The sequence below is a fragment of the Facklamia sp. P13055 genome (assembly GCF_050409445.1).
Lineage (GTDB): Bacteria > Bacillota > Bacilli > Lactobacillales > Aerococcaceae > Facklamia.
The window spans coordinates 1-21,958 of record NZ_JBNUPL010000008.1; the positions used below are offsets into that span (position 1 = coordinate 1).

33 protein-coding genes are annotated in these 21,958 nt (G+C 37.6%); all 33 read left to right on the forward strand.

From position 1 onward, the window contains the following. Positions 1-285 precede the first annotated feature (285 nt). The gene (rpsJ, locus tag ACQV2O_RS04425; protein ID WP_428873238.1) at positions 286-594 is read left to right on the forward strand and encodes a 30S ribosomal protein S10; all 309 of its coding nucleotides are present in this window, start codon (positions 286-288) and stop codon (positions 592-594) included. Between the two features lie 25 nt (positions 595-619). Further along, positions 620-1,255 (forward strand): 50S ribosomal protein L3, encoded by a 636-nt coding sequence (gene rplC / locus ACQV2O_RS04430; RefSeq protein ID WP_428873239.1) that lies wholly within the window; start codon positions 620-622, stop codon positions 1,253-1,255. Positions 1,256-1,280: 25 nt separating this feature from the next. Beyond that, the gene (gene rplD, locus ACQV2O_RS04435; protein ID WP_428875087.1) at positions 1,281-1,904 is read left to right on the forward strand and encodes a 50S ribosomal protein L4; all 624 of its coding nucleotides are present in this window, start codon (positions 1,281-1,283) and stop codon (positions 1,902-1,904) included. After that, positions 1,904-2,200, forward strand: coding sequence for a 50S ribosomal protein L23 (locus tag ACQV2O_RS04440; RefSeq protein ID WP_428875088.1), 297 nt, complete (start codon positions 1,904-1,906; stop codon positions 2,198-2,200). The genes rplD and ACQV2O_RS04440 overlap by 1 nt, the downstream gene beginning before the upstream one ends. Positions 2,201-2,233: 33 nt before the next feature. Beyond that, positions 2,234-3,064, forward strand: coding sequence for a 50S ribosomal protein L2 (gene rplB, locus ACQV2O_RS04445; RefSeq protein ID WP_428873242.1), 831 nt, complete (start codon positions 2,234-2,236; stop codon positions 3,062-3,064). Positions 3,065-3,095: 31 nt separating this feature from the next. Further along, positions 3,096-3,377, forward strand: coding sequence for a 30S ribosomal protein S19 (rpsS, locus tag ACQV2O_RS04450; protein WP_090289515.1), 282 nt, complete (start codon positions 3,096-3,098; stop codon positions 3,375-3,377). A gap of 18 nt (positions 3,378-3,395) precedes the next feature. Further along, entirely contained in the window at positions 3,396-3,752 is a 357-nt protein-coding gene (rplV, locus tag ACQV2O_RS04455) for a 50S ribosomal protein L22 (RefSeq protein WP_428873243.1), read from the forward strand. Positions 3,753-3,755: 3 nt separating this feature from the next. After that, complete coding sequence (gene rpsC / locus ACQV2O_RS04460) at positions 3,756-4,412, forward strand: 30S ribosomal protein S3 (protein WP_428875089.1); 657 nt, start codon at positions 3,756-3,758, stop codon at positions 4,410-4,412. 2 nt (positions 4,413-4,414) lie between these two features. Then, positions 4,415-4,849, forward strand: coding sequence for a 50S ribosomal protein L16 (gene rplP / locus ACQV2O_RS04465; protein ID WP_258436790.1), 435 nt, complete (start codon positions 4,415-4,417; stop codon positions 4,847-4,849). Next, positions 4,839-5,033 carry a 50S ribosomal protein L29 gene (gene rpmC / locus ACQV2O_RS04470; protein WP_090289511.1) on the forward strand — a complete coding sequence of 65 codons (195 nt, stop codon included), beginning with the start codon at positions 4,839-4,841 and terminating at the stop codon, positions 5,031-5,033. Before rplP ends, rpmC begins: the two co-directional genes overlap by 11 nt. A 25-nt stretch (positions 5,034-5,058) precedes the next feature. Then, positions 5,059-5,322, forward strand: a complete 264-nt coding sequence (gene rpsQ / locus ACQV2O_RS04475; protein WP_428873246.1) for a 30S ribosomal protein S17 — start codon at positions 5,059-5,061, stop codon at positions 5,320-5,322. A 31-nt stretch (positions 5,323-5,353) separates the two neighbouring features. Continuing rightward, the gene (rplN, locus tag ACQV2O_RS04480) at positions 5,354-5,722 is read left to right on the forward strand and encodes a 50S ribosomal protein L14 (RefSeq protein ID WP_090289509.1); all 369 of its coding nucleotides are present in this window, start codon (positions 5,354-5,356) and stop codon (positions 5,720-5,722) included. Between the two features lie 26 nt (positions 5,723-5,748). Beyond that, a complete protein-coding gene (rplX, locus tag ACQV2O_RS04485) occupies positions 5,749-6,054 on the forward strand; it encodes a 50S ribosomal protein L24 (RefSeq protein WP_428873248.1) in 306 nt (101 codons plus the stop codon). Positions 6,055-6,074: 20 nt separating this feature from the next. Next, entirely contained in the window at positions 6,075-6,617 is a 543-nt protein-coding gene (gene rplE, locus ACQV2O_RS04490; protein WP_428873250.1) for a 50S ribosomal protein L5, read from the forward strand. 14 nt (positions 6,618-6,631) lie between these two features. Beyond that, positions 6,632-6,817: a type Z 30S ribosomal protein S14 gene (locus ACQV2O_RS04495; RefSeq protein WP_428873252.1), complete on the forward strand. Its 186-nt coding sequence runs from the start codon at positions 6,632-6,634 to the stop codon at positions 6,815-6,817. 34 nt (positions 6,818-6,851) lie between these two features. Then, positions 6,852-7,250 (forward strand): 30S ribosomal protein S8, encoded by a 399-nt coding sequence (rpsH, locus tag ACQV2O_RS04500; RefSeq protein ID WP_428873254.1) that lies wholly within the window; start codon positions 6,852-6,854, stop codon positions 7,248-7,250. A 31-nt stretch (positions 7,251-7,281) separates the two neighbouring features. Then, positions 7,282-7,818, forward strand: coding sequence for a 50S ribosomal protein L6 (gene rplF / locus ACQV2O_RS04505; protein ID WP_428875090.1), 537 nt, complete (start codon positions 7,282-7,284; stop codon positions 7,816-7,818). Between the two features lie 51 nt (positions 7,819-7,869). Beyond that, entirely contained in the window at positions 7,870-8,226 is a 357-nt protein-coding gene (gene rplR, locus ACQV2O_RS04510) for a 50S ribosomal protein L18 (protein WP_428873258.1), read from the forward strand. Between the two features lie 20 nt (positions 8,227-8,246). Continuing rightward, positions 8,247-8,750, forward strand: coding sequence for a 30S ribosomal protein S5 (gene rpsE / locus ACQV2O_RS04515; protein ID WP_428873259.1), 504 nt, complete (start codon positions 8,247-8,249; stop codon positions 8,748-8,750). Positions 8,751-8,761: 11 nt separating this feature from the next. After that, positions 8,762-8,941 carry a 50S ribosomal protein L30 gene (rpmD, locus tag ACQV2O_RS04520; protein WP_428873260.1) on the forward strand — a complete coding sequence of 60 codons (180 nt, stop codon included), beginning with the start codon at positions 8,762-8,764 and terminating at the stop codon, positions 8,939-8,941. A 31-nt stretch (positions 8,942-8,972) separates the two neighbouring features. Beyond that, positions 8,973-9,413, forward strand: coding sequence for a 50S ribosomal protein L15 (gene rplO / locus ACQV2O_RS04525; protein ID WP_428873262.1), 441 nt, complete (start codon positions 8,973-8,975; stop codon positions 9,411-9,413). Continuing rightward, the gene (secY, locus tag ACQV2O_RS04530) at positions 9,413-10,705 is read left to right on the forward strand and encodes a preprotein translocase subunit SecY (protein ID WP_428873264.1); all 1,293 of its coding nucleotides are present in this window, start codon (positions 9,413-9,415) and stop codon (positions 10,703-10,705) included. The genes rplO and secY overlap by 1 nt, the downstream gene beginning before the upstream one ends. Positions 10,706-10,740: 35 nt before the next feature. Beyond that, entirely contained in the window at positions 10,741-11,394 is a 654-nt protein-coding gene (locus ACQV2O_RS04535; RefSeq protein ID WP_428873266.1) for an adenylate kinase, read from the forward strand. Between the two features lie 25 nt (positions 11,395-11,419). Then, a complete protein-coding gene (infA, locus tag ACQV2O_RS04540) occupies positions 11,420-11,638 on the forward strand; it encodes a translation initiation factor IF-1 (protein WP_090289497.1) in 219 nt (72 codons plus the stop codon). A gap of 23 nt (positions 11,639-11,661) precedes the next feature. Beyond that, positions 11,662-11,775: a 50S ribosomal protein L36 gene (rpmJ, locus tag ACQV2O_RS04545; protein WP_006908512.1), complete on the forward strand. Its 114-nt coding sequence runs from the start codon at positions 11,662-11,664 to the stop codon at positions 11,773-11,775. A gap of 22 nt (positions 11,776-11,797) precedes the next feature. Then, positions 11,798-12,151 (forward strand): 30S ribosomal protein S13, encoded by a 354-nt coding sequence (gene rpsM / locus ACQV2O_RS04550; RefSeq protein ID WP_428873267.1) that lies wholly within the window; start codon positions 11,798-11,800, stop codon positions 12,149-12,151. 25 nt (positions 12,152-12,176) lie between these two features. After that, positions 12,177-12,569, forward strand: a complete 393-nt coding sequence (rpsK, locus tag ACQV2O_RS04555; protein ID WP_090289495.1) for a 30S ribosomal protein S11 — start codon at positions 12,177-12,179, stop codon at positions 12,567-12,569. A gap of 73 nt (positions 12,570-12,642) precedes the next feature. Continuing rightward, positions 12,643-13,587, forward strand: a complete 945-nt coding sequence (locus ACQV2O_RS04560; RefSeq protein WP_428873268.1) for a DNA-directed RNA polymerase subunit alpha — start codon at positions 12,643-12,645, stop codon at positions 13,585-13,587. A 23-nt stretch (positions 13,588-13,610) separates the two neighbouring features. Beyond that, a complete protein-coding gene (gene rplQ, locus ACQV2O_RS04565) occupies positions 13,611-13,991 on the forward strand; it encodes a 50S ribosomal protein L17 (protein ID WP_258436808.1) in 381 nt (126 codons plus the stop codon). A gap of 247 nt (positions 13,992-14,238) precedes the next feature. Beyond that, complete coding sequence (locus ACQV2O_RS04570) at positions 14,239-15,078, forward strand: energy-coupling factor ABC transporter ATP-binding protein (RefSeq protein WP_428875091.1); 840 nt, start codon at positions 14,239-14,241, stop codon at positions 15,076-15,078. Further along, complete coding sequence (locus tag ACQV2O_RS04575) at positions 15,048-15,953, forward strand: energy-coupling factor ABC transporter ATP-binding protein (protein WP_428873270.1); 906 nt, start codon at positions 15,048-15,050, stop codon at positions 15,951-15,953. Before ACQV2O_RS04570 ends, ACQV2O_RS04575 begins: the two co-directional genes overlap by 31 nt. Further along, on the forward strand, positions 15,946-16,749 hold the full coding sequence (locus ACQV2O_RS04580) for an energy-coupling factor transporter transmembrane component T family protein (RefSeq protein WP_428873272.1): 804 nt from the start codon (positions 15,946-15,948) through the stop codon (positions 16,747-16,749). Before ACQV2O_RS04575 ends, ACQV2O_RS04580 begins: the two co-directional genes overlap by 8 nt. A gap of 181 nt (positions 16,750-16,930) precedes the next feature. Further along, positions 16,931-21,901 carry a S8 family serine peptidase gene (locus ACQV2O_RS04585; protein WP_428875092.1) on the forward strand — a complete coding sequence of 1,657 codons (4,971 nt, stop codon included), beginning with the start codon at positions 16,931-16,933 and terminating at the stop codon, positions 21,899-21,901. The last annotated feature ends 57 nt before the right edge of the window (positions 21,902-21,958 follow it).

Sequence of the window (21,958 nt, forward strand, 5' to 3'; positions counted from 1 at the left end):
GTGGGACATTTTGATTTGTGTTCTCTTGAGACATTATCATTTACGTTTAACAAATACTCAAGAAAGCTTTGATTATCGCTTGCATTAGCAATCTATCTTCGGTATAATATCGGTTGTGTCAATTGGAGGGTTCTGCCCCGAAATGGGCACAATCCCTCGAGAAGAGGGAGATATGCAGTGAAACGAGAGGTTGTGACACGCCAGGCCAAGTTGCCAAGGGCTGGTTTGTTAGAAATTCTTGTGGAGCAAGTCACATATTTTATATTGACGAAGGAGGAAATAAAAATGGCAAATCAAAAAATTCGTATTCGCTTAAAAGCTTATGAGCACCGTGCTCTTGATGTTTCTGCAGCGAAAATAGTTGAATCTGCTCAAAGAACAGGGGCTAAGACATCGGGTCCAATCCCTTTACCAACAGACCGTTCTGTTTATACAGTTATTCGTGCAACACACAAGTATAAAGATTCTCGTGAGCAGTTCGAAATGCGTACACACAAACGTTTGATTGACATCGTTAACCCTACTGCTAAAACAGTAGACGCTTTAATGAAGTTAGACTTACCAAGCGGTGTGGACGTAGAAATCAAATTATAAAAAATAAAATAATGGAGGTGTACTCATGACCAAAGGAATCTTAGGAACTAAAGTCGGAATGACTCAATACTTTACTGAAAATGGTGAATTAATTCCTGTTACTGTTATCCAAGCTCCTGCAAACGTTGTTTTACAAGTTAAAACAGTTGAAACAGATGGCTATGAAGCAGTTCAAGTAGGATACCAAGATTTACGTGAAGTATTGACTAACAAACCACATAAGGGTCATGTAGCAAAAGCTAATGCTACTCCTAAGCGCTTCGTTCGCGAATTTCGTGATGTTGAGCTAGGAGAATATGAAGTAGGGCAAGAAATCACAGTTGAAACATTCGCAGTTGGTGACATCGTCGATGTGACGGGTACATCCAAAGGTAAAGGTTTCCAAGGAGCTATTAAGCGCCACGGACAATCTCGTGGACCTATGGCTCACGGTTCTCGTTACCACCGTCGTCCTGGATCAATGGGTATGGCGTCAGACGCTTCTAAAGTGTTTAAAGGTAAAAAATTACCTGGACAAACTGGTGGCGAACGTATCACTATTCAAAACTTGGAAATCGTATCAATAGATAGCGAAAACAATGTGATTCTTATTAAAGGAAACGTTCCAGGTGCTAAGAAGTCACTCGTTGAAATTAAACAAGCAATTAAAACAGTTAAATAATATCTAAGAGGGGAGGAACGAGCAAATGCCAAAAGTTACATTATTTAAACAAGATGGAACACAAGCAGGAGAAGTTGAATTAAACGAAGCAATCTTCGGAATTGAACCTAATGAAGCGGTAGTTTTCGAAGCAGTCGTAATGCAAAGAGCTTCACTACGTCAAGGGACTCACGCGGTTAAAAATCGCTCAGCCGTTAGCGGTGGAGGACGTAAACCGTGGAGACAAAAAGGAACTGGACGTGCGCGTCAAGGTTCTACTAGATCACCACAGTGGGTAGGCGGTGGAATTGTCTTTGGACCAACACCTCGTTCATACAGTTACAAATTACCTAAGAAAATGCGTCGTTTAGCCTTAAACTCTGTACTATCTCAAAAAGTTATGGATGAGAAGTTAACAGTTGTTGATGAATTAGTCTTTGACGCACCAAAATCAAAAGAATTCAAAGCGGTATTAAACAACTTAAATATTGATAGCAAAACATTATTAATCTTAGAAGGTGCAAATGAAACAGCGTACTTATCTGCACGTAACATTCCAAATGTAAAAGTGATTGATGATTTGAATGTGAATGTTTTAGATGTAATTAATGCGGATCGTATCTTAATTACAAGAGCTGCGCTTTCAACAGTAGAGGAGGCTTTAGCATAATGCAATTATCAGAAGTTTTATTACGTCCAGTAATTACCGAACAATCAATGCTAGCCATTGATGATAATAAATATACTTTCGAAGTTGACCGTCGTGCTAATAAGACTCACATCAAGCAAGCTGTTGAAGCAATGTTTGAAGGTGTTAAAGTAGCGAAAGTTAATACTATTAATGTAGATGGAAAAACAAAGAGAATGGGACGTTATCAAGGTTTCACTCGTAAGTACAAAAAAGCAGTGGTTACCTTAACAGAAGATTCAAACCGGATCGAATTGTTTGGCGAAGACGCTGAGTAATTCTGGAAAATATTAAAATAGGAGGGTAACGCAGTGGCAATTAAACATTATAAAGCGACGACTAATGGACGTCGTAACATGACTGGATATGATTTTTCAGAGATCACTACAAAAACACCTGAAAAAAGCTTGTTAGAGTCAAAAAAACAACGTGCAGGTCGTAATGGTCAAGGAAAAATAACCGTACGTCACCACGGTGGTGGAAATAAACGTGCTTACCGTGTGATTGATTTTAAACGTAATAAAGATGGAGTAGTCGGAACAATTAAAACAATTGAATACGATCCAAATCGTACTGCTAACATTGCTCTAGTGCATTATGAAGACGGTGTTAAAACATATATTCTAGCACCTAAAGGCCTTAAAGTAGGCCAAAAAATTGAGTCCGGTGACAATGCGGATATCCAAATAGGAAACGCTTTAGCACTATCTAATATTCCGGTTGGTACAGTTATTCACAACGTGGAATTAAAACCAGGAAAAGGTGGACAATTAATTCGTTCAGCTGGTACAAGTGCTCAAGTTTTAGGACAAGAAGGCAAATACACTCTAGTTCGTCTGAACTCAGGTGAAGTACGCATGATCTTATCAACTTGCCGTGCAACGATCGGAACAGTTGGTAACGAACAACACGAATTGATTAATATTGGTAAAGCAGGACGTTCTCGTTGGTTATCAAAACGTCCAACTGTTCGTGGATCTGTAATGAACCCTAACGATCACCCACACGGTGGTGGTGAAGGTCGTACTCCAATCGGTCGACCATCACCAATGACACCATGGGGTAAAAAAGCTATGGGTGTTAAAACTCGTAACGCTAAGAAGAAATCTAGCAAATTAATTATTCGTGGACGTAAGAAATAATAACCAATAAATTCTGAAGGGAGGCTACATTGTGACTCGTAGTTTGAAAAAAGGACCTTTTATAGATGAACATTTAATGAAAAAGGTAGAGGCTCAACAAGATGCCCAGAAAAAACAAGTGATTAAGACATGGTCTCGTCGTTCAACAATTTTCCCTAATTTTATTGGGATGACAATTGCTGTATATGATGGCCGTAAGCACGTGCCTGTATTTATCCAAGAAGATATGGTCGGTCATAAGTTAGGAGAGTTCGTTCCTACACGTACATATAGAGGCCACGTTGACCAAGATAAGAAAACTAAGAAACGCTAATAAGAGGAGGTATATAAGATGTCTGAACAAATTACATCTGCTAAAGCAATGGCAAAAACAGTTCGAATTGCTCCTCGTAAAGCTCGCTTAGTAATGGATCTTATCAGGGGCAAGCAAGTTGGAGAAGCAATGGCTATTTTGAAGTTCACTCCAAAAGCTGGTTCACCAATTATAGAAAAAGTATTAATGTCAGCTATTGCAAATGCTGAACATAATTATGACTTAGATTTAGAAACGTTGTATGTAAGTGAAGCATACGTTAACGAAGGACCAACCATGAAACGTTTCCGTCCTCGTGCTAAAGGGTCAGCTTCACCGATCTTAAAACGTACAAGCCACATTACAATTGTGGTATCAGAAAAAGAGGAGGCTTAATTAATGGGTCAAAAAGTACATCCGATTGGAATGCGAGTTGGCATCATCCGCGATTGGGATACTAAATGGTACGCAGACAAGCAATATGCAGACTATTTACACGAAGATATCAAGATTCGTGAGTATCTCTACAAGAAATTAGCTGATGCCTCTGTATCCGTTATTCAAATTGAACGTGCAGCAAACCGCGTTGTAGTTTCTGTTAACACAGCTAAGCCAGGTATGGTAATTGGTAAAGGTGGATCAGAAGTCGACGTATTACGTGCTGAACTAAATAAATTAACCGGCAAACAAGTTCAATTAAACATTGTTGAAATTAAAGAACCAGCATTAGATGCTAAATTAGTTGCAGAAGATATCGCTCAACAATTAGAAAACCGTGTGGCATTTCGTCGGGCTCAAAAGCAAGCTATCCAACGTGTGATGAGAGCTGGCGCTAAAGGAGTTAAAACGATGGTTTCTGGCCGTTTAAATGGTGCGGATATGGCAAGAACTGAGCACTATACTGAAGGAACAGTTCCATTACATACGCTACGTTCTGATATTGATTATGCTTGGGAAGAAGCAGACACTCAATATGGAAAACTTGGAGTGAAAGTATGGATTTGTCGTGGTGAAATCTTACCAACTAAAAATAACTCTCAGAGAGGAGGAAATTAATCATGTTAGTACCTAAACGTGTAAAACACCGTCGTGAATTCCGTGGTAAAATGCGCGGAGAAGCAAAAGGTGGAAAGCAAGTTGACTTTGGATCATACGGTCTAAGAGCTACAGAAACAGGTTGGATTACCAACCGTCAAATCGAAGCTGCCCGTATCGCTATGACACGTTATATGAAACGTGGTGGGAAAGTATGGATTAAGATCTTCCCTCATAAATCATATACAAGTAAAGCTATTGGTGTTCGTATGGGTAAAGGTAAAGGGGCACCCGAAGGATGGGTAGCACCTACAAAACGTGGAAAAGTTCTATTTGAAATTGACGGTGTGAGCGAAGAGATCGCTAGAGAAGCCTTCCGTTTAGCTTCCCATAAATTGCCAATCAAGACAAAATTTGTAAAACGTGAAGAATATGGTGGTGAATCGAATGAAAATTAATGAAATAAGAGAATTATCCACTGCTGAAATGGTTGAAAAAGAAAAAGAATTTAAGCAAGAATTGTTTAACCTTCGATTCCAATTAGCAACAGGACAATTAGAAAACACTGCCCGTTTACGTCAAGTACGTAAATCTATTGCTCGCATAAAAACAGTCTTGCGTGAGCAAGAATTGTCTAAGTAAAAACGACAAAGGAGGCACATATTAAATGACTGAACGTAACCAACGTAAAGTTTACCAAGGACGTGTAGTGTCAGATAAAATGGACAAAACCATTACTGTGCAAGTAGACACACGTAAAATTCATCCTAAATACGGTAAACGTGTAAAATATTCTAAGAAATATAAAGCTCATGATGAGTTAAATCAAGCTAAAGAAGGCGACATCGTACGTATCATGGAAACTCGTCCATTATCTGCTACGAAACGCTTCCGTTTATTAGAAATTGTTGAAGAAGCAGTAATTATCTAATAATTGCGAAAATCGGAAGGAGGATAACGAAATGATTCAACAGGAAAGTCGATTAAAAGTTGCTGATAATTCAGGAGCTCGTGAAGTGTTGACAATTAAAGTGTTAGGCGGATCAGGGCGCAAAACAGCTAATATAGGCGACGTCATCGTTGCAACGGTTAAACACGCAACGCCAGGTGGAGTTGTCAAAAAAGGTGATGTTGTTAAAGCGGTAATCGTTCGAACTAAATCAGGAGCTCGCCGTAAGGATGGTTCTTATATTAAGTTTGACGAAAATGCATGTGTAATTATTCGAGACGATAAGAGCCCACGTGGGACACGTATCTTTGGACCAGTTGCACGTGAATTGCGTGATAACAACTTCATGAAGATTGTTTCATTAGCTCCAGAAGTTCTGTAATTTTAAGAAAAAGGAGGAAACAGTTCATGCGTATTAAAACAGGAGATAAAGTCCTTGTGATTTCTGGTAAAGATAAAGGGAAACAAGGTACGGTTATTAAAAGTATTCCAAGTGAAGATAGAGTTGTTGTAGAAGGAATTAACATTGCGAAGAAACATCGTAAGCCAAGTCAAACACAAACTGGTGGAATTGAAGAATTCCCAGCAGCGATTCATGTATCAAATGTTCAATTAGTGGATCCAGAAACTGGCGAAGCAAGTCGTGTAGGTTACCGCTTTGAAGATGGCAAAAAAGTTCGTTTTGCTAAAAAATCAGATAAAACTATCAATTAATTAGAAGGGAGGAACTTTAAATGACAAATCGTTTAAAAGAAAAATATCTTAATGAAGTTGCCCCAAAATTGGTAGAGCAATTTAATTATTCTTCAATTATGCAAGTCCCAAAAGTTGAGAAAATCGTAGTCAACATGGGTGTGGGTGACGCAACTGGAAATGCTAAAAACTTAGAAAAAGCAGTGGATGAATTAACTTTACTTTCTGGGCAAAAACCAATCATTACTAAAGCTAAGAAATCAATCGCTGGTTTCCGTTTACGTGAAGGCATGCCGATTGGTGCAAAAGTAACTTTACGTGGCGAAAGAATGTATGATTTCTTAGATAAATTAATCTCGGTCGCACTACCACGAGTAAGAGACTTCCAAGGGATTTCAAGCCGTGCATTCGACGGTCGTGGTAACTACACACTAGGTGTTAAAGAACAATTAATCTTCCCGGAAATTAGTTACGATAATGTAGATAAAGTACGTGGAATGGACATTGTTGTTGTAACTACTGCAAACACTGATGAAGAATCACATGCCCTTCTAAAAGAATTAGGCATGCCATTCAAGAAATAAAGGAGGCATTATCTTTGGCTAAAACATCAATGAGAATTAAAAACCAACGCAAACCAAAGTTCAAGGTTCAAGAGTATTCTCGCTGCGAACGTTGTGGTCGTCCGCACTCTGTGTACCGTAAGTTCAAGCTTTGCCGTATTTGCTTCCGCGAACTTGCTTATAAAGGACAAATTCCAGGCGTTAAAAAAGCAAGCTGGTAAGAAATATATAATTAATCAAAGGAGGTAAATCCACATGGCAATGACAGATCCAATTGCAGATTTTCTAACAAGAATTCGTAATGCAAACAGTGTAGGACATAAAATAGTATCTGCACCTTCTTCAAATGCTAAAGTTGCGATTGCTGAAATCTTAAAAAGAGAAGGTTTCATCAAAAACTTTGAAATCACTGAAGATAACAAACAAAATGAAATCACTATCTTCTTGAAGTATGGCCGTAATGATGAAAAGGTTATTACTGGTATCAAGCGTATTTCTAAACCAGGATTACGTATTTATGCTAAGTCAGAAGATATTCCTAAAGTACTAAATGGTTTAGGGATTGCAATTATCTCAACATCAAATGGTGTGATAACAGATAAAGAAGCTCGTCAACAAGGTATTGGTGGCGAAGTGTTAGCTTATATTTGGTAAAACTTATAAAATTAAAGGAGGTGCAGCCCCTGTGAGTCGTATAGGAAATAATCCCGTAACAATTCCAGCTGGCGTAACCGTTTCAATGGATGGTCATACAGTGACTGTCAAAGGACCAAAAGGTGAATTAACTAGAGAAGTTAGTCCAAACATCAAGATTGAAATTAATGAATCAGAGATTACATTTAGCCGTCCAAACGATTCAAAAGTAAATCGCTCATTACATGGAACAACCCGTTCTTTAATTAATAATATGGTTGTTGGTGTTTCTGAAGGCTTTAAAAAAGAACTTCAATTAATTGGTGTTGGATATCGTGCTCAATTACAAGGTACTAAGTTAGTTCTAAACGTAGGTCTTTCACACCCGGTTGAGTTTGAAGCTTCAGAAGGTGTATCATTTGAAGTTCCTTCAAACACACAAATCATTGTTAACGGTTATAATAAAGAAAAAGTTGGCGAATTAGCAGCTAATATTCGTGGCATTCGACCACCTGAACCATATAAAGGCAAAGGAATTCGTTATGTTGATGAATATGTTATTCGCAAAGAAGGTAAAACTGGTAAATAATCGAATTATTTATCAAATTAAATTCAAAATTAAATTAAAGAGGTGACCATTGTGATTACTAAACCAGATAAAAATAAGTCGCGTAAAAAACGCCATAATCGTATTCGTAATAAGATTTCTGGTACTGCTGAGTGCCCACGCTTAAACGTATTTCGTTCAAATACAAACATCTACGCTCAATTAATTGATGACGTAGCGGGTGTGACGCTAGCAAGTGCCTCTAGTAAAGATGAGTCAGTAGCTAAGGCAAGTAAAACAGAACAAGCTTCTGCAGTTGGAAAATTAATTGCTGAACGCGCTGCTGAAAAAGGAATTAAAGTCGTAGTATTTGACCGTGGCGGATATATCTATCACGGACGTGTTAAAGCCTTAGCTGAAGCTGCACGTGAAAATGGACTCGAATTTTAAGAAAAGGAGGAAACCGATCGATGGTTAATATTAAACCAGAAAATTTAGGTGAAATTGAAGAACGTGTAGTAGCGATTAACCGAGTAACTAAAGTTGTAAAAGGTGGACGTCGTTTACGTTTCTCAGCACTTGTAGTTGTTGGAGATAAAGAAGGACACGTTGGTTTTGGAACCGGTAAAGCTCAAGAAGTTCCAGAAGCAATTCGTAAGGCAATCGAAGCGGCTAAGAAAAACCTAGTAACTGTCCCAATGGCAGGAACAACGATTCCTCATGAAGTTATCGGTGAATTCTGTGGTGGACGCGTTCTGCTTAAACCAGCACAAGCCGGTTCTGGAGTGGCTGCAGGAGGGCCTGTTCGTGCCGTTATGGAATTAGCAGGTGTTGCTGATGTAACTTCTAAATCATTAGGTTCTAATACACCTATTAATATGATTCGCGCGACTGTTGAAGCTTTGAAGCAACTAAAAGTGGTTGAAGAAGTGGCTCAATTGCGTGGTAAAACAGTAGAAGAATTATTAAGTTAGGAGGAAAGTCCATGGCAAACTTAGAAATCACTTTAAAACGTAGCCTAATTGGTCGTAAAAAGAATCATGTAGCTACTGCCAAAGCTTTAGGGTTAACAAAAACTTATAAAACCGTTATAAAACCTGATAATGAAGCTATTCGTGGAATGCTCCAAACAATTAGTCACTTAGTAGAAGTAAAAGAAGCTTAAATCTAGTATACTAGTATAAGGAGGTGCCAATATGAAATTACACACATTAAAACCCGCTGAAGGTGCGCGCAAGGAACGTAACCGTGTAGGTCGTGGACAAGGTTCAGGTAACGGTAAATTAGCTGGTCGTGGACAAGGCGGACATAAACAGCGTTCAGGTGGCGGTGTACGGTTAGGATTTGAAGGAGGACAACAACCTCTATTCAGACGTTTACCAAAACGTGGTTTCACTAATGTTAATCGTAAAGACTATGCAATTGTTAATCTTGAGACATTAAATATGTTCGACGAGGGAACCGTTGTATCACCGGCTTTATTGATTGAATCAGGTGTTATTAAAAAAGAATTATCAGGAGTAAAAATCTTAGGTGAGGGTAACTTAGAGAAAAAATTGACTGTTCAAGCTAGCAAGTTCTCTAAAACTGCAGAGGAAGCTATTACTGCAGCTGGCGGTTCAATCGAGGTGATCTAATGTTCACATTTATTAAGAATGCTTTTAGTTCGCGAGATGTTAGAAGAAGAATTCTTTTCACCTTGTTTATTTTAGCAATCTTTAGATTAGGATCGCATATCCCTATGCCAGGAGTAAATGCGAAAGTTTTAGATTCAATAGCAAGTAATGGTCTTTTGGGGCTCTTAAACACATTTGGTGGAGGAGCCTTAGGCCGGTATTCACTGTTTGCTATGGGAGTCTCGCCTTATATTACAGCTTCCATTATTGTTCAACTCTTACAAATGGATATTATTCCAAAGTTTACTGAATGGGCCAAGCAAGGTGAAGTGGGACGACGTAAATTAAACCAGTGGACGATATACTTAGCCATAGTCATAGGCTATATCCAATCAGCTGGTCTTTCATATGGTTTAAACCGTATGTCCGGTTTAGGTTTAATTAAGAATCCACAACCTTCCACCTATTTAACAATTGCTCTTGTCTTAACAGCTGGCAGCATGTTACTCGTTTGGTTAGGTGAACAAATTACACGTAAGGGTGTCGGTAATGGGATTTCTATTTTAATTATGTCAGGTATTCTAGCACAAATTCCACAGGAAGTTGTCGCTTTTGTGAATACGATGATCATTGGAGCTGGCGACAAATTGGGAATCAATATTCTAATTGGTTTAGGAGTTGTTCTAGCTCTTATTGTTATGACAACCATTGTCGTCATAATGGAAAGGGCTCAGCGTCGCATCCCGATCCACCACTCCAAAAAAGTATCTGGCGCTAGACATATGGCGCATTTGCCGCTAAAAATTAACTCTGCTGGAGTTATTCCAGTCATCTTTGCGACATCATTTTTAACTACGCCTCAAACGATTATCGGTTTAATTAATCCAAATCCTGAAGGTGGCGTGATGGAATTACTTAGCAAGGTATTAAACATTCAGCATCCGTATGGTGCGGTATTCTATACAATTCTTTTAATCGCATTCACCTTCTTCTATTCATTAATTCAAGTGAATCCAGAAAAGGTAGCTGAAAACTTACAGAAACAAGCTGCATATATTCCGAGTGTACGGCCAGGAAAAGATACTGAAGATTATATTACTCGTTTAATTAATCGCTTGAGTGGTGTAGGTTCAATTTACTTAACAGTGATTGCACTATTACCAATTGTCGTGAGCTTCATTTGGAAAGTTCCCGCTAATATTGCTTTGTCAGGTACAAGTTTGCTAATTGTAGTTGGAGTAGCGATTGAAACAGCTAAGCAAATTGAAGGTCGTATGATTAAACGTCGGTATCAAGGTTTCTTGAATTTATAATTGCGTAATAGACAAATATAAAGGATGATTAATTAATGAATATATTATTAATGGGTTTACCTGGGGCTGGTAAAGGAACTCAGAGTGAACAAATTACTCGAGACTATCCGGTTGTCCATATTGCTACTGGCGATATATTCAGGCAAGCGATTAAAGATGAGACGCCACTAGGACTAGAGGCGAAATCATATACCGACAATGGTAATCTCGTTCCAGATGAAATTACTAACGGACTTGTTAAAGAACGTTTAAATCAAAGCGACGTAAAAGAAAATGGCTTTATGTTGGATGGCTATCCAAGAACTTTACAACAAGCCCGCGCTTTAAGTGACAACCTTGAAAGCCTCGATTCTAAAATCGATGCCGTTATTTACATTGATGTGGCTCCTGAAGTTCTAAAAGAACGCTTAAGTGGAAGAATTATCTGTGGATCTTGTGGAGCAAGTTACCATAAGATTTATAATCCACCAAAAGTAGAGAACACATGTGATTCATGTGGCGCTCATGACTTCTATCAACGTGAAGATGATAAACCTGAAAAAGTTGCTCATCGTATTAATCTCCAAATGGAATCGATTCAACCAATTCTAGCTTATTACGAAGAACTTGGATTGTTGCACCGAGTGAGTGGAGAAAATTCTATCGATCAAGTTTATAGCAAGATTCAAGAAGTGTTAAGTAAATTATAAAACTTCGTCCATAGGAGGTAAGTGAATGGCAAAAGATGATGTAATTGAAGTAGAAGGTATTATTATGGAAACTCTACCGAACGCTATGTTCAAGGTAGAACTTGAGAATGGTCATGAAATATTAGCACACGTCTCTGGTAAAATCCGTATGAATTATATCCGTATTCTACCTGGAGATAAAGTCACTGTTGAATTATCCCCTTATGACCTTTCTCGTGGCCGCATTACCTATCGCTTTAAGTAGTCTACGAAATAAGGAGGAGTATAATGAAAGTTAGAGCATCAGTAAAACCAATTTGTGAAAAATGCAAAGTTATTCGCCGTAAAGGAAAAGTTATGGTGATTTGTCAAAATCCAAAACACAAACAACGTCAAGGATAATAATTAAGAAGGAGGAAATTGCATGGCTCGTATTGCAGGAGTAGATATTCCCCGCGAAAAACGTGTGGTTATTTCTTTAACGTATATCTTCGGTATCGGCAACTCAACTGCTAAGAAAATCTTAGAAGAGGCAAATGTTTCTGAAGATACACGTGTAAAAGATTTAACGAACGACGAATTGGATCGTATCCGTGAAATCATTGATAAGATTCGTGTTGAAGGAGACTTACGTCGTGAGGTCAGCATGAACATCAAACGTCTTCAAGATATTGGTTCATTAAGAGGTATCCGTCATCGTCGTAACTTACCTGTACGTGGACAAAACACTAAAAATAATGCACGTACTCGTAAAGGTCCTAAGAAACCAATTAGATAGAACTTAACAAAGGAGGTTAAAATTCATGGCAAAACAACAAGCACGTAGAGGTCGTCGTCGTGTTAAAAAGAATATTGAAAAAGGAATTGCTCATATTCGTTCAACCTTTAACAATACGATTGTTATGATCACTGATGTGAATGGAAATGCTGTTTCATGGTCATCAGCTGGATCACTTGGATTCCGTGGTTCGAAGAAAGCAACTCCATTTGCAGCGCAAATGGCATCTGAGGTTGCAGCTAAAGGAGCAATGGATCATGGCATGAAGACAGTCGAAGTAACTGTTAAAGGTCCAGGTTCAGGTCGTGAGTCTGCAATCCGTTCATTACAAGCAACTGGATTAGATGTTACAGCTATTCGTGATGTTACACCAATTCCACACAACGGATGCCGTCCACCAAAACGTCGCCGTGTATAATGATAATTGTGTAGAATCCGTTTAGAAACGAAATTATCATCGCGACAAACGTTTTGAAAGGGGCAAATAATCGATGATCGAAATTGAAAAACCAGATATTAGAACGATTGAAATCAGTGACGATGCTAAGTATGGTAAAATTGTCGTTGAGCCACTTGAACGTGGTTATGGAACAACCCTTGGAAATTCATTACGTAGAATTTTGTTATCTTCATTACCAGGATCAGCGATTACAAGTGTTCAAATTGAAGGCGTAGTTCATGAATTTGCTACAATAAAAGGTGTGGTTGAAGACGTTCCAACCATCATTTTGCATTTAAAAGAAGTAGCTTTCAATACACATACAGAAGAAGATAAGGTGATCGAATTAAATGTTGCAGGTCCTAAAACAGTAACAGCAGCAGATATTATTCATGATAATGAAATCGAAATCCTAAACCCTGACTTGTATATTTGTACCTTAGCAGAAGGTGCTCAATTGAATATGCAAATGAATGTGTCAAATGGTCGTGGATTTGTTCGAAGTGAACATAATAAGCGAGAAGATACACCAATTGGTGTATTGCCGATTGATTCGATCTACACTCCAATCAAAAAAGTAAACTATCAAGTTGAAAATACTCGGATTGGACAGCGAAATATTTATGATAAGCTTACATTGGATATATGGACCGATGGGTCAATAAGTCCAGAAAAAGCTCTAAGTTTAGCTGCAAAAATTTTAACTGAACATTTAAATATCTTTGTAGATTTGAATGATGAAGCACGTAATACTGAAATTATGGTAGAAAAAGAAGAAGCAGAAAAAGAAAAAGTTCTTGTCATGACGATAGAAGAACTTGATCTGTCTGTTCGATCTTATAATTGTCTAAAGCGTGCCGGAATAAATACAATTCAAGAGCTAACTAATAAATCCGAAGCTGAAATGATGAAGGTTCGTAACCTCGGCCGTAAGTCATTAGATGAAGTGAAAAATAAATTAGCTGGTTTAGAATTAAGCTTACGTGAAGAAGACTAGTAGAGAGTAAAGGAGGAAACTGAATGTCATATCGTAAATTAGGTCGTACGAGTTCACAACGTAAGGCTTTACTACGTGATTTAACGACAGATGTGATTATCAACGAGCGTATCGAAACAACTGAAGCCCGCGCTAAAGAAGTTCGTAAGACAGTTGATAAAATGATCACTCTGGGTAAAAAAGGTGATTTAGCTTCTCGTCGTCGTGCAGCAGCATTCTTACGCAATGAAATTGCAGATGCTCGTATCGAAGGTGATGAGGTAGTGGTTGAGACTGTATTAAATCGTGTGTTTGATACTTATGCTGAGCGTTACGCTGAACGTAATGGTGGATACACACGTATCCTTAAGAAAGGTCCTCGTCGTGGCGACGGTGCACCGATGGTTATCTTAGAGCTAGTTTAAGATAACGCTATTTCTTAAGTTGACTAATTCACTTTGATGATGGAGAGTGTTATGATTTCAAGAGATAATCGAGGAGTCTAGCTCTATAGCAACCAATATAATTGGTGGATTGGGATTAGCCGAATTTCTAATCTCAATCCTGCTATCATCTTGAAGTGTTTTTTTTATACATAAAACTTGTATTAATAGTTAAGGAAAGCAAACGACTTTAACTATTAATATAAGAATATCTTTTAAGGAGACAATAATGAAAGAAGAAATTATCCGAATCGATTCAGTTTCTTTTCAGTATCCTGGCGCCGAGAAAGACGCTATTAAGGATATCTCTTTAAGTATCAATAAAGGGGAATGGGTAGCGCTCATTGGTCCGAATGGATCGGGCAAGTCTACTCTTTCAAAGACGATTAATGGTCTTCTAGTGCCTTACGAAGGAGAAATATACGTTAAAGGCATGAAGTTACAAGAAGAGACTGTTTGGGATATTCGTCGATCAGTTGGTATGGTCTTTCAAAACCCTGATAACCAATTCGTCGGTGCGACTGTCGAAGATGACGTGGCCTTCGGTCTTGAAAATAACGGGGTCAATCGTGAAGAAATGAAAATTCGCGTAAAAGAAGCTGTTCAACAAGTCCGAATGCTTGATTTCTTAAAAAAAGAGCCAGCAAGACTTTCAGGTGGGCAAAAACAAAGAATTGCCATTGCTGGAGTTGTTGCTTTACGTCCAGACATTATCATCATGGATGAATCAACGGCTATGTTGGATCCTTTAGGACGTAAAGAAGTGGTCGAAGTCGTTCGAGAAATCAAAGAAAAGTATGGATTGACGGTCATTTCCATTACTCATGATATTGATGAAGCCAGTCTAGCTGATCAAATCATCGTTTTAAAAGAAGGAAAAGTAATTTATAAAGATATTCCTGCTAACATTTTTTCTATGGGCACATCCCTAATTGAAATGGGTTTAGATCTTCCTTTTGCTGAGAAATTACGTTTGCAACTAAAAGAAAAGGGAATGGATGTCCCAGACTACTACTTAACAGAGGAGGAAATGGCAGAATGGCTATCTCAATCGTATTTGAACAAGTAGATTTCACTTATTCGCCAGGAACCCCCTTTGAAGTTCCTGTACTTAAAGGGATTGATTTAGAAATCCCACAAGGAAAAGTCACAGCTATTATAGGTCATACAGGATCAGGTAAATCTACCCTTATCCAACACTTAAACGTCTTATTAAAACCAACTAGGGGCAAATTGATTATTGACGGTCGGGTGATCACATCCGAATCAAAAGATAAAAACCTTAAAGCACTAAGAAAAAAAATCGGTGTAGTTTTTCAATTTCCCGAAAGTCAACTCTTTGAAGAAACAGTGTTAAAAGATGTTATGTTCGGTCCACAAAATTTTGGTGTTTCTAAAGAAGAAGCCGAGCGAATTGCCCGTGATATGCTAAGTTTAGTGGGAATCGATGAAGAACTTTTTGAGCGGTCACCATTTGATTTAAGTGGAGGTCAAATGCGGAGAGTTGCTATCGCCGGTGTACTGGCATTGCAACCAGAAGTTTTAATTTTAGATGAGCCAACGGCTGGTCTGGATCCACTGGGACAAATCACCATGCTGGAAATGTTTATGCAATTGCAAAAGGACTATCATCTTTCTCTCGTATTAGTTACTCATCAGATGGATGATGTGGCCAAGTATGCCGATAATGTGGTGGTTTTAGAAAATGGCCAGATTGTTAAGCAAGGAACTCCTTCAGAAGTATTCTCTGATCCCGAATGGTTGAGAGAAAAGCAATTAGGTTTACCACAGACTTTAGCGTTTATTGATTTATTAGATGATAAAATTCCTGAAGATCTCATGAAAAAAATTAAGCAATCTCCTCTAACAGTAGAACAACTAGCAGAGATTCTAATTGACATTAATCATCAACAAAATGATTGGGAGGCTAGCGCTAATGAATGATAAGATATTAATCGGTCGCTATATTCAAATTGATTCATGGATTCATGCGCTCGATCCTCGCACTAAATTGATTGCTACTTTCTATTTTATTTTACTTGTTTTTTTTGCAAATAATGTAGTAGGATATGGAACTTTATTTCTAGTATTGTTAATAGGCATCAAATTGAGTCGGTTGAAGCTTAGTTTTTTCTTTAAGGGATTAAAGCCTATGCTATGGATTATTCTTTTTACGGTCATTTTTCAGATATTGTTTACAACAGGAGGACAGGTTTATTTTAATTGGGGACCCATTTCGATTACATCGCTAGGATTATTAGGCGGCTTTTATATCTTTATGCGTTTGTTCTTAATTATTATGATGTCAACCATTTTAACTTTAACAACTGCTCCGCTTGAGTTAACTGATGGTATTGAACATCTGTTGCGTCCTTTAACACATTTTGGATTTCCATCGCATGAAGTAGCCTTAATGTTGTCAATTGCCTTACGTTATGTACCGACACTTTTAGATGAGGCTCAAACTATAATGAATGCTCAACGTTCAAGAGGAGTGGATTTTGATGAAGGGTCTATGATGGAACGGATGAAAGCAATTGTTCCTATACTTGTTCCACTATTTGTTTCCGCTTTTAATCGAGCAGAGGAACTAGCTACGGCCATGGAATCACGTGGGTATCATGGTGCTGAGGGGCGAACAAAGTACCGTTACTTAGATTATGATCGCAACGACGTGATTGTTTTAATTGTCATGATTTTAATCACCGTAATCATTCTAACTATTCGGTTTTATATTTAATTTAAAACTACAATCTTATTGCACCCTAAACCTAGTGTTTAGGGATTTTTAATAGTTTAACAATATTAAAATCAAGCCCTTACAATTTAATAAAACACTCATTTATTTCTTATATTCACTATCAAATTTAAAAAAAATCTGTTAAAATGTATCCATATGAAAACGTTTGAGGAGGAATTTTATGAATAATCGATTGAAGGTGCTTAGTTCTTGTGGGCTTGCGTTAATGATGATGGCACAGGCTAATCAAGTTAATGCTGAAGAACAAGAAGTAAAAGTGGATCAAGTTCAGCTTCAAGAAAACAGTCATCAACAGACTACTAGGGAGTCGGATCAAAAAGTTACCACGAATTCAGTGGAGGAAAAACAGCAAGCGAAAGAATTTTCAAATGAAAAATTGAAAGCGATTCCTAAAAAAGAGATCATAGAGACAAGTGAAATAGTGGAGACATCAACTTCAATTGAAAAAACTGAGACTATTGAAAACACTGAGATAGTTGAAACAAGTGAAACGGTTGAAACAAGTGAAGCTGTTGAAACAACAGTCTTAGAAGAAACAGCAGAGCCAACTAAAACAACAGAAGCTAAAGATGATGAAGCAGTAGCCGAAGATAAAGTTAAGATAATTGTGCGCACCAATAACCTAGCAGCTATTGATCGAGCAGACTATCGTGACGAGACACTCTATCAGTTAGCTATTAAAGAAAGTGAAGAAGAAGTAAAGAAAACCATCAAAGAAATTACTGATCTTCTCGCTGGTCAAGGGCTTACTTTAGAAGGTGAACAAGAATATTCAGCTTCATTTACAGGTTTCTCAGCTGTAGCTAACCAAGCTACAATTGATCAACTTAAGTCGATGACTCAAGTCTTGTCTGTAAATGTATCGCAAAGTTACACACGCCCAGTAGCCGAAGCTAATATGATTAATTCTGGTCCTTTAATTGGAATGGATTTATTAGCTGATTACCAAACAGAATATAAGGGTGAAAACATTGTTGTGTCAGTTATTGATACAGGCTTTGATCCTTATCATCGTGATTTCATTTTAGCTGATGATATCGAAAAACGTTATGATGAAGCAGAAATGAATGAAATGATTCAAAAATTAGGATTACCAGGTAAATGGTACTCTAATAAAATTGCATATGGTTATAATTATGCTGACAATGTAGACACTTTACAGTCTAAAGATGAGCATGGAAACCACGTAGCTGGTACGATTGGAGCGAATGGTGACCCAGAAGAGGGTGGTATTCGTGGAATCGCGCCACATGTACAATTACTATTAATGAAAGCCTTCTCAGAAGATCAAGTAAACGCAACAGTTTATGAAGACATTTGGATGAAAGCGTTTGATGATTCGGTTAAATTAGGTGCTGATATCATTAATATGTCTCTAGGTATGTCAAGTGGCTTTAACATTATGGGTGATACTCCAATGGCAAAAGCCGTTCAAAACGCTCGCGATAAAGGAATTCTTCCAATGATTGCAGCAGGTAATGACCGTAACGCTACTTGGGGGACAGATTATACTCAACTAGGTAAAAATCCAGATAATAGCACGATGGGCTATCCAGCCAGTGTGGATCCTTCCATGTCGATTGCTTCATTCGATAACTTAAAAGAAATGAAACGCTATGTTCAAGTAAAAGCAGGAGAAGAAGTTAAATACTTCCCAGGCTCCTTTACCTATCCTGAAGGATTCAGTGAAGAATTACCACTTGTAGAATTTGGCAAAGGTAATGTAGAAGATTACGAACTGTATAAAGATACCAACAATGCAGAGGTCGATTTTACTGGGAAAATTGTTCTGGTCCAACGTGGGGATGCTTCATTTAATGAGAAATATCAGTTAGCTAGAGAACGCAATGCGGCAGGACTAATTATTTATGATAATTTAGAAAGCCCTTATACTATGGAAATGACAGGTTTAGAGAATTTAGATATTCCAATTATGTTTGTGACTAAGGAGTCTGGACAGAAGCTTAAGGAAATTGCTAGTTCTAATCAAGATGCCCTTTTCAAAATTTCTAAAGAACTACAAGCATTTGATGCTTTCACGGCAGGTAATCTCAGCGAGTTTTCTTCTTGGGGGCCTTCTACAGACTTACTATTAAAACCGGACATCGCCGGACCAGGTGGTTTCATTTATAGTTTAATGAGTGATGATCGTTATCAGAATATGTCGGGAACATCGATGGCAACACCTCACTTATCGGGCATGGCTGCTCTTGTAATGCAAAGACTTTATGATGAAGGTATTTTAGTCCGTAATGGGAAAGAAAAAGATCCATTACAGGATGACTTAGCAATGCTGATTTTAATGAATACAGCCGTTCCAAAGTTAAATACACTTGAAGAGGGAGCTTCTTATTACACTCCTATTCAACAAGGTGCAGGTCTTGCGAATATCAAAAAAGCCTTAGATAATCTTGTGACTGTTGTGGCAACTAATGAGACAGATACAAAAGAAGACGGAAAGCTTGAAATAAAAGAAGTTCAAGATCAATTTGTAGCTAATCTAAAACTGAAAAACTATGGTAAAGACGATCAGACCTATACTGTTTCTTATGTTTTATTAAAAGATAAGATTAATGAAGAAGGTCGCTATACAGAAACAACCGAAACGATTAAGGAAGAGAGTTTAGGTGAAATTACTGTTAAAGCTGGTCAAACAGCAACAATGGAACAAATCATTTCAACTATGGGTATCGATCAAAATCAATACGTCCAAGGATACTTCTTCTTCAAGCCAGTTGATTCTAAAGCCACTGAATTGTCATTGCCTTTCTTTGGTTTCAAGGGGGAATGGGATAAATTACCGATTATTGATGAAATGATTGATTTTGCCGACGCTAAAGATGTCAACTTCTTACCGATTGAATACGAGGATGGTAGTGTCGACAAAACAGCCTTTGTTCGTAAGCGTTTAGAACAGGGTTGGGATTACTTTAATGCATGGCGAGTTGAAGATGATAAGGTGATTTTTGTTAATAGTAATGAGAAAGATGGCTTTGAAAACAAAGTAACGCCGAAATTAGCTTTCTTACGTGACGCAGTCGATGTAACTTTCCACGTGGAAAATGCTGCTGGAGAAAAAATACGTGATCTTTCCATCATCAATCGTATGTTTAAAGTTGCTCGTTTATACCAAGATCAATATCGATTCTTACAAGATCCTTGGGGAACTGGCTGGGATTTCACCGATACATTTGGTGAGAAAGTAGATGAAGGTGAATATTATTATGTAATCGAAGCACAAATTGATGCGCCAGATGCTGAAAGACAGCGTTATGAGTATAAGTTTGTACTAGATAATAGTGATGCTATGTTAGAAGCCAAACGTGAACAAAACAAAGTAACTTTATCAGTAGAAGATAACTTATCTGGCATTTTTGCAGTAGAGGTTTATAGTGGCGATCAACCTGTATCTTGGCAAGAAGTTAATAAGAATGATAATCCACAATTACTAAAAGAAACATTTACAATTAATCTAGAAGAAGGTTTTGAAGATAAAGACTTAGATATTTGGGTATATGACAACGCTCGAAATATTAAACAATATCGCTTATTAGCTGATGGTACTTTAGAAGAAGTCGAAAGAGGATCTGATATTAAACCAGGAGAAGAACCAGAAGCAGAGGTAACTGAAGAGAACAAAGCTTATGGTGAGGCTCCGAGCAATCCAGAAGAATATATTGCAGAAAAAGGCTTAGATACAACCGACTTACCATCAATTGTTACTAATAGCCCTTGGTACTTCCAGCCATATGGTGAGTATCAAGAATTCATTGACCTTTCAGGTGAAATCTCAAATTATAATGAGCTTCATTATTTAGAGTATCGAGTGAGTGACGAAGACGGAAATATCATTATAGAAAATCACCCAGTCGCTTTTGAAGAAATAGAGGGTATGATCTACTTTAAGGAAGATATATCTACTGAGAAGTTAACCGAAAATAAAGTTTACAGTATTGAAATGATTGCTTATGTTAAGAGTCCTAACGATAAATTAGTTAAGCAGCAAGTGGCTCAAAGAATAAGACGAGATATTGAAGCGCCAAAACTTAAAGTTAACCAAGTCTTTGGTCCAGATAAGGATTTATTATACTTCGAGATCGACTTCAGTGATAACATGAACTATGTTGAATTATGGGCGGATAATGACATGATCGGTCGCGTAGATAAGACATTCGATTCACTATTAAATCCTATCCCAGTCGAAGGAAAAGTTTTATATACTATTCCTAAATCTAAGTTAGGAAAAGAGCTAACCTTTACTGTTTATGATGACTTTGGTAATGAAAGTGAAGCAACATCTATCCCAGTTCAATTAAGAGATTTAAAAGCTATTCCATTTAAAGTTGTGAAACGTTTTAATGCAGATTTAGCTGTGGGTGAAATGAACGTTGTCCAAGAAGGTCAAGAAGGAAAAGCTAATATCGATGAAGATGGTGAATTAGTTATTCTTATAGACGCGACTGATAAAGTTGTGGAATATGGTCCAGTAGAAATTGATTTTGAAACGGATAAAAAATCAGACTCTTATTTATTAGAAGGAATCGAATTAACTATTCAAGAAGGAGTTAAAGGGTTGTTGAATCCGTTAACCGGAGAAGTTATTCGTCCGGCTCAAACAGAGATCATTCTAATGGGTACTAAGGTAAATGATGAGCATTTAAGTCCGAAAGAACCATCCAGTCCAACTGATCCAACAAAACCAGAACAAGCAAAAGAAGACGAATTATCAGAAGAAATTAAAAACTTCAATGCTTACTTTGAAATGTTTAAATATAAGTTAAAGAATATCGAAGATTATCGTAAGCCTAAAGATTTTGATCTTAAGAAAGCTCAAGCTTTAGTGAATGAAATTGAGGCAAGTAACTTAAACGATTTAACAAAAGCTCAATTATTAGAATTGCAAAATCTTGTAATGGGATATTCTAAAGACTTGAAGCCTAAGGCTGGTTCAAGACCACAGCAAGGTGAAAGTTTTGATAAGAATCAAGGTGTAGGATCTGATGCTGAAGGCGCTAGCGTCTTACCAGCTACTGGAGAAACGAGTCAGCATGCTTATCCTATCGTAGCAACAATACTTTCCTTCTTAGGTTTAGGCAGCCTTGCGTATTCAAAGAAAAAATTAAAAGATTAATAACACATTACTTTTTTCTCTCTCATTCAAATTGAATGAGAGAGTTTTTTTGTTAGG

What these genes read in the sequence shown, in the direction of transcription:
- rpsJ (WP_428873238.1), top strand. Translation starts at nt 286, where the DNA reads ATGGCAAATCAAAAAATTCGTATTCGCTTAAAAGCTTATGAGCACCGT.
- rplC (WP_428873239.1), top strand. Translation starts at nt 620, where the DNA reads ATGACCAAAGGAATCTTAGGAACTAAAGTCGGAATGACTCAATACTTT.
- rplD (WP_428875087.1), top strand. Translation starts at nt 1,281, where the DNA reads ATGCCAAAAGTTACATTATTTAAACAAGATGGAACACAAGCAGGAGAA.
- ACQV2O_RS04440 (WP_428875088.1), top strand. Translation starts at nt 1,904, where the DNA reads ATGCAATTATCAGAAGTTTTATTACGTCCAGTAATTACCGAACAATCA.
- rplV (WP_428873243.1), top strand. Translation starts at nt 3,396, where the DNA reads ATGTCTGAACAAATTACATCTGCTAAAGCAATGGCAAAAACAGTTCGA.
- rpsC (WP_428875089.1), top strand. Translation starts at nt 3,756, where the DNA reads ATGGGTCAAAAAGTACATCCGATTGGAATGCGAGTTGGCATCATCCGC.
- rplP (WP_258436790.1), top strand. Translation starts at nt 4,415, where the DNA reads ATGTTAGTACCTAAACGTGTAAAACACCGTCGTGAATTCCGTGGTAAA.
- rpmC (WP_090289511.1), top strand. Translation starts at nt 4,839, where the DNA reads ATGAAAATTAATGAAATAAGAGAATTATCCACTGCTGAAATGGTTGAA.
- rpsQ (WP_428873246.1), top strand. Translation starts at nt 5,059, where the DNA reads ATGACTGAACGTAACCAACGTAAAGTTTACCAAGGACGTGTAGTGTCA.
- rplN (WP_090289509.1), top strand. Translation starts at nt 5,354, where the DNA reads ATGATTCAACAGGAAAGTCGATTAAAAGTTGCTGATAATTCAGGAGCT.
- rplX (WP_428873248.1), top strand. Translation starts at nt 5,749, where the DNA reads ATGCGTATTAAAACAGGAGATAAAGTCCTTGTGATTTCTGGTAAAGAT.
- rplE (WP_428873250.1), top strand. Translation starts at nt 6,075, where the DNA reads ATGACAAATCGTTTAAAAGAAAAATATCTTAATGAAGTTGCCCCAAAA.
- rpsH (WP_428873254.1), top strand. Translation starts at nt 6,852, where the DNA reads ATGGCAATGACAGATCCAATTGCAGATTTTCTAACAAGAATTCGTAAT.
- rpsE (WP_428873259.1), top strand. Translation starts at nt 8,247, where the DNA reads ATGGTTAATATTAAACCAGAAAATTTAGGTGAAATTGAAGAACGTGTA.
- rpmD (WP_428873260.1), top strand. Translation starts at nt 8,762, where the DNA reads ATGGCAAACTTAGAAATCACTTTAAAACGTAGCCTAATTGGTCGTAAA.
- rplO (WP_428873262.1), top strand. Translation starts at nt 8,973, where the DNA reads ATGAAATTACACACATTAAAACCCGCTGAAGGTGCGCGCAAGGAACGT.
- secY (WP_428873264.1), top strand. Translation starts at nt 9,413, where the DNA reads ATGTTCACATTTATTAAGAATGCTTTTAGTTCGCGAGATGTTAGAAGA.
- ACQV2O_RS04535 (WP_428873266.1), top strand. Translation starts at nt 10,741, where the DNA reads ATGAATATATTATTAATGGGTTTACCTGGGGCTGGTAAAGGAACTCAG.
- infA (WP_090289497.1), top strand. Translation starts at nt 11,420, where the DNA reads ATGGCAAAAGATGATGTAATTGAAGTAGAAGGTATTATTATGGAAACT.
- rpmJ (WP_006908512.1), top strand. Translation starts at nt 11,662, where the DNA reads ATGAAAGTTAGAGCATCAGTAAAACCAATTTGTGAAAAATGCAAAGTT.
- rpsM (WP_428873267.1), top strand. Translation starts at nt 11,798, where the DNA reads ATGGCTCGTATTGCAGGAGTAGATATTCCCCGCGAAAAACGTGTGGTT.
- rpsK (WP_090289495.1), top strand. Translation starts at nt 12,177, where the DNA reads ATGGCAAAACAACAAGCACGTAGAGGTCGTCGTCGTGTTAAAAAGAAT.
- ACQV2O_RS04560 (WP_428873268.1), top strand. Translation starts at nt 12,643, where the DNA reads ATGATCGAAATTGAAAAACCAGATATTAGAACGATTGAAATCAGTGAC.
- rplQ (WP_258436808.1), top strand. Translation starts at nt 13,611, where the DNA reads ATGTCATATCGTAAATTAGGTCGTACGAGTTCACAACGTAAGGCTTTA.
- ACQV2O_RS04570 (WP_428875091.1), top strand. Translation starts at nt 14,239, where the DNA reads ATGAAAGAAGAAATTATCCGAATCGATTCAGTTTCTTTTCAGTATCCT.
- ACQV2O_RS04575 (WP_428873270.1), top strand. Translation starts at nt 15,048, where the DNA reads ATGGCTATCTCAATCGTATTTGAACAAGTAGATTTCACTTATTCGCCA.
- ACQV2O_RS04580 (WP_428873272.1), top strand. Translation starts at nt 15,946, where the DNA reads ATGAATGATAAGATATTAATCGGTCGCTATATTCAAATTGATTCATGG.
- ACQV2O_RS04585 (WP_428875092.1), top strand. Translation starts at nt 16,931, where the DNA reads ATGAATAATCGATTGAAGGTGCTTAGTTCTTGTGGGCTTGCGTTAATG.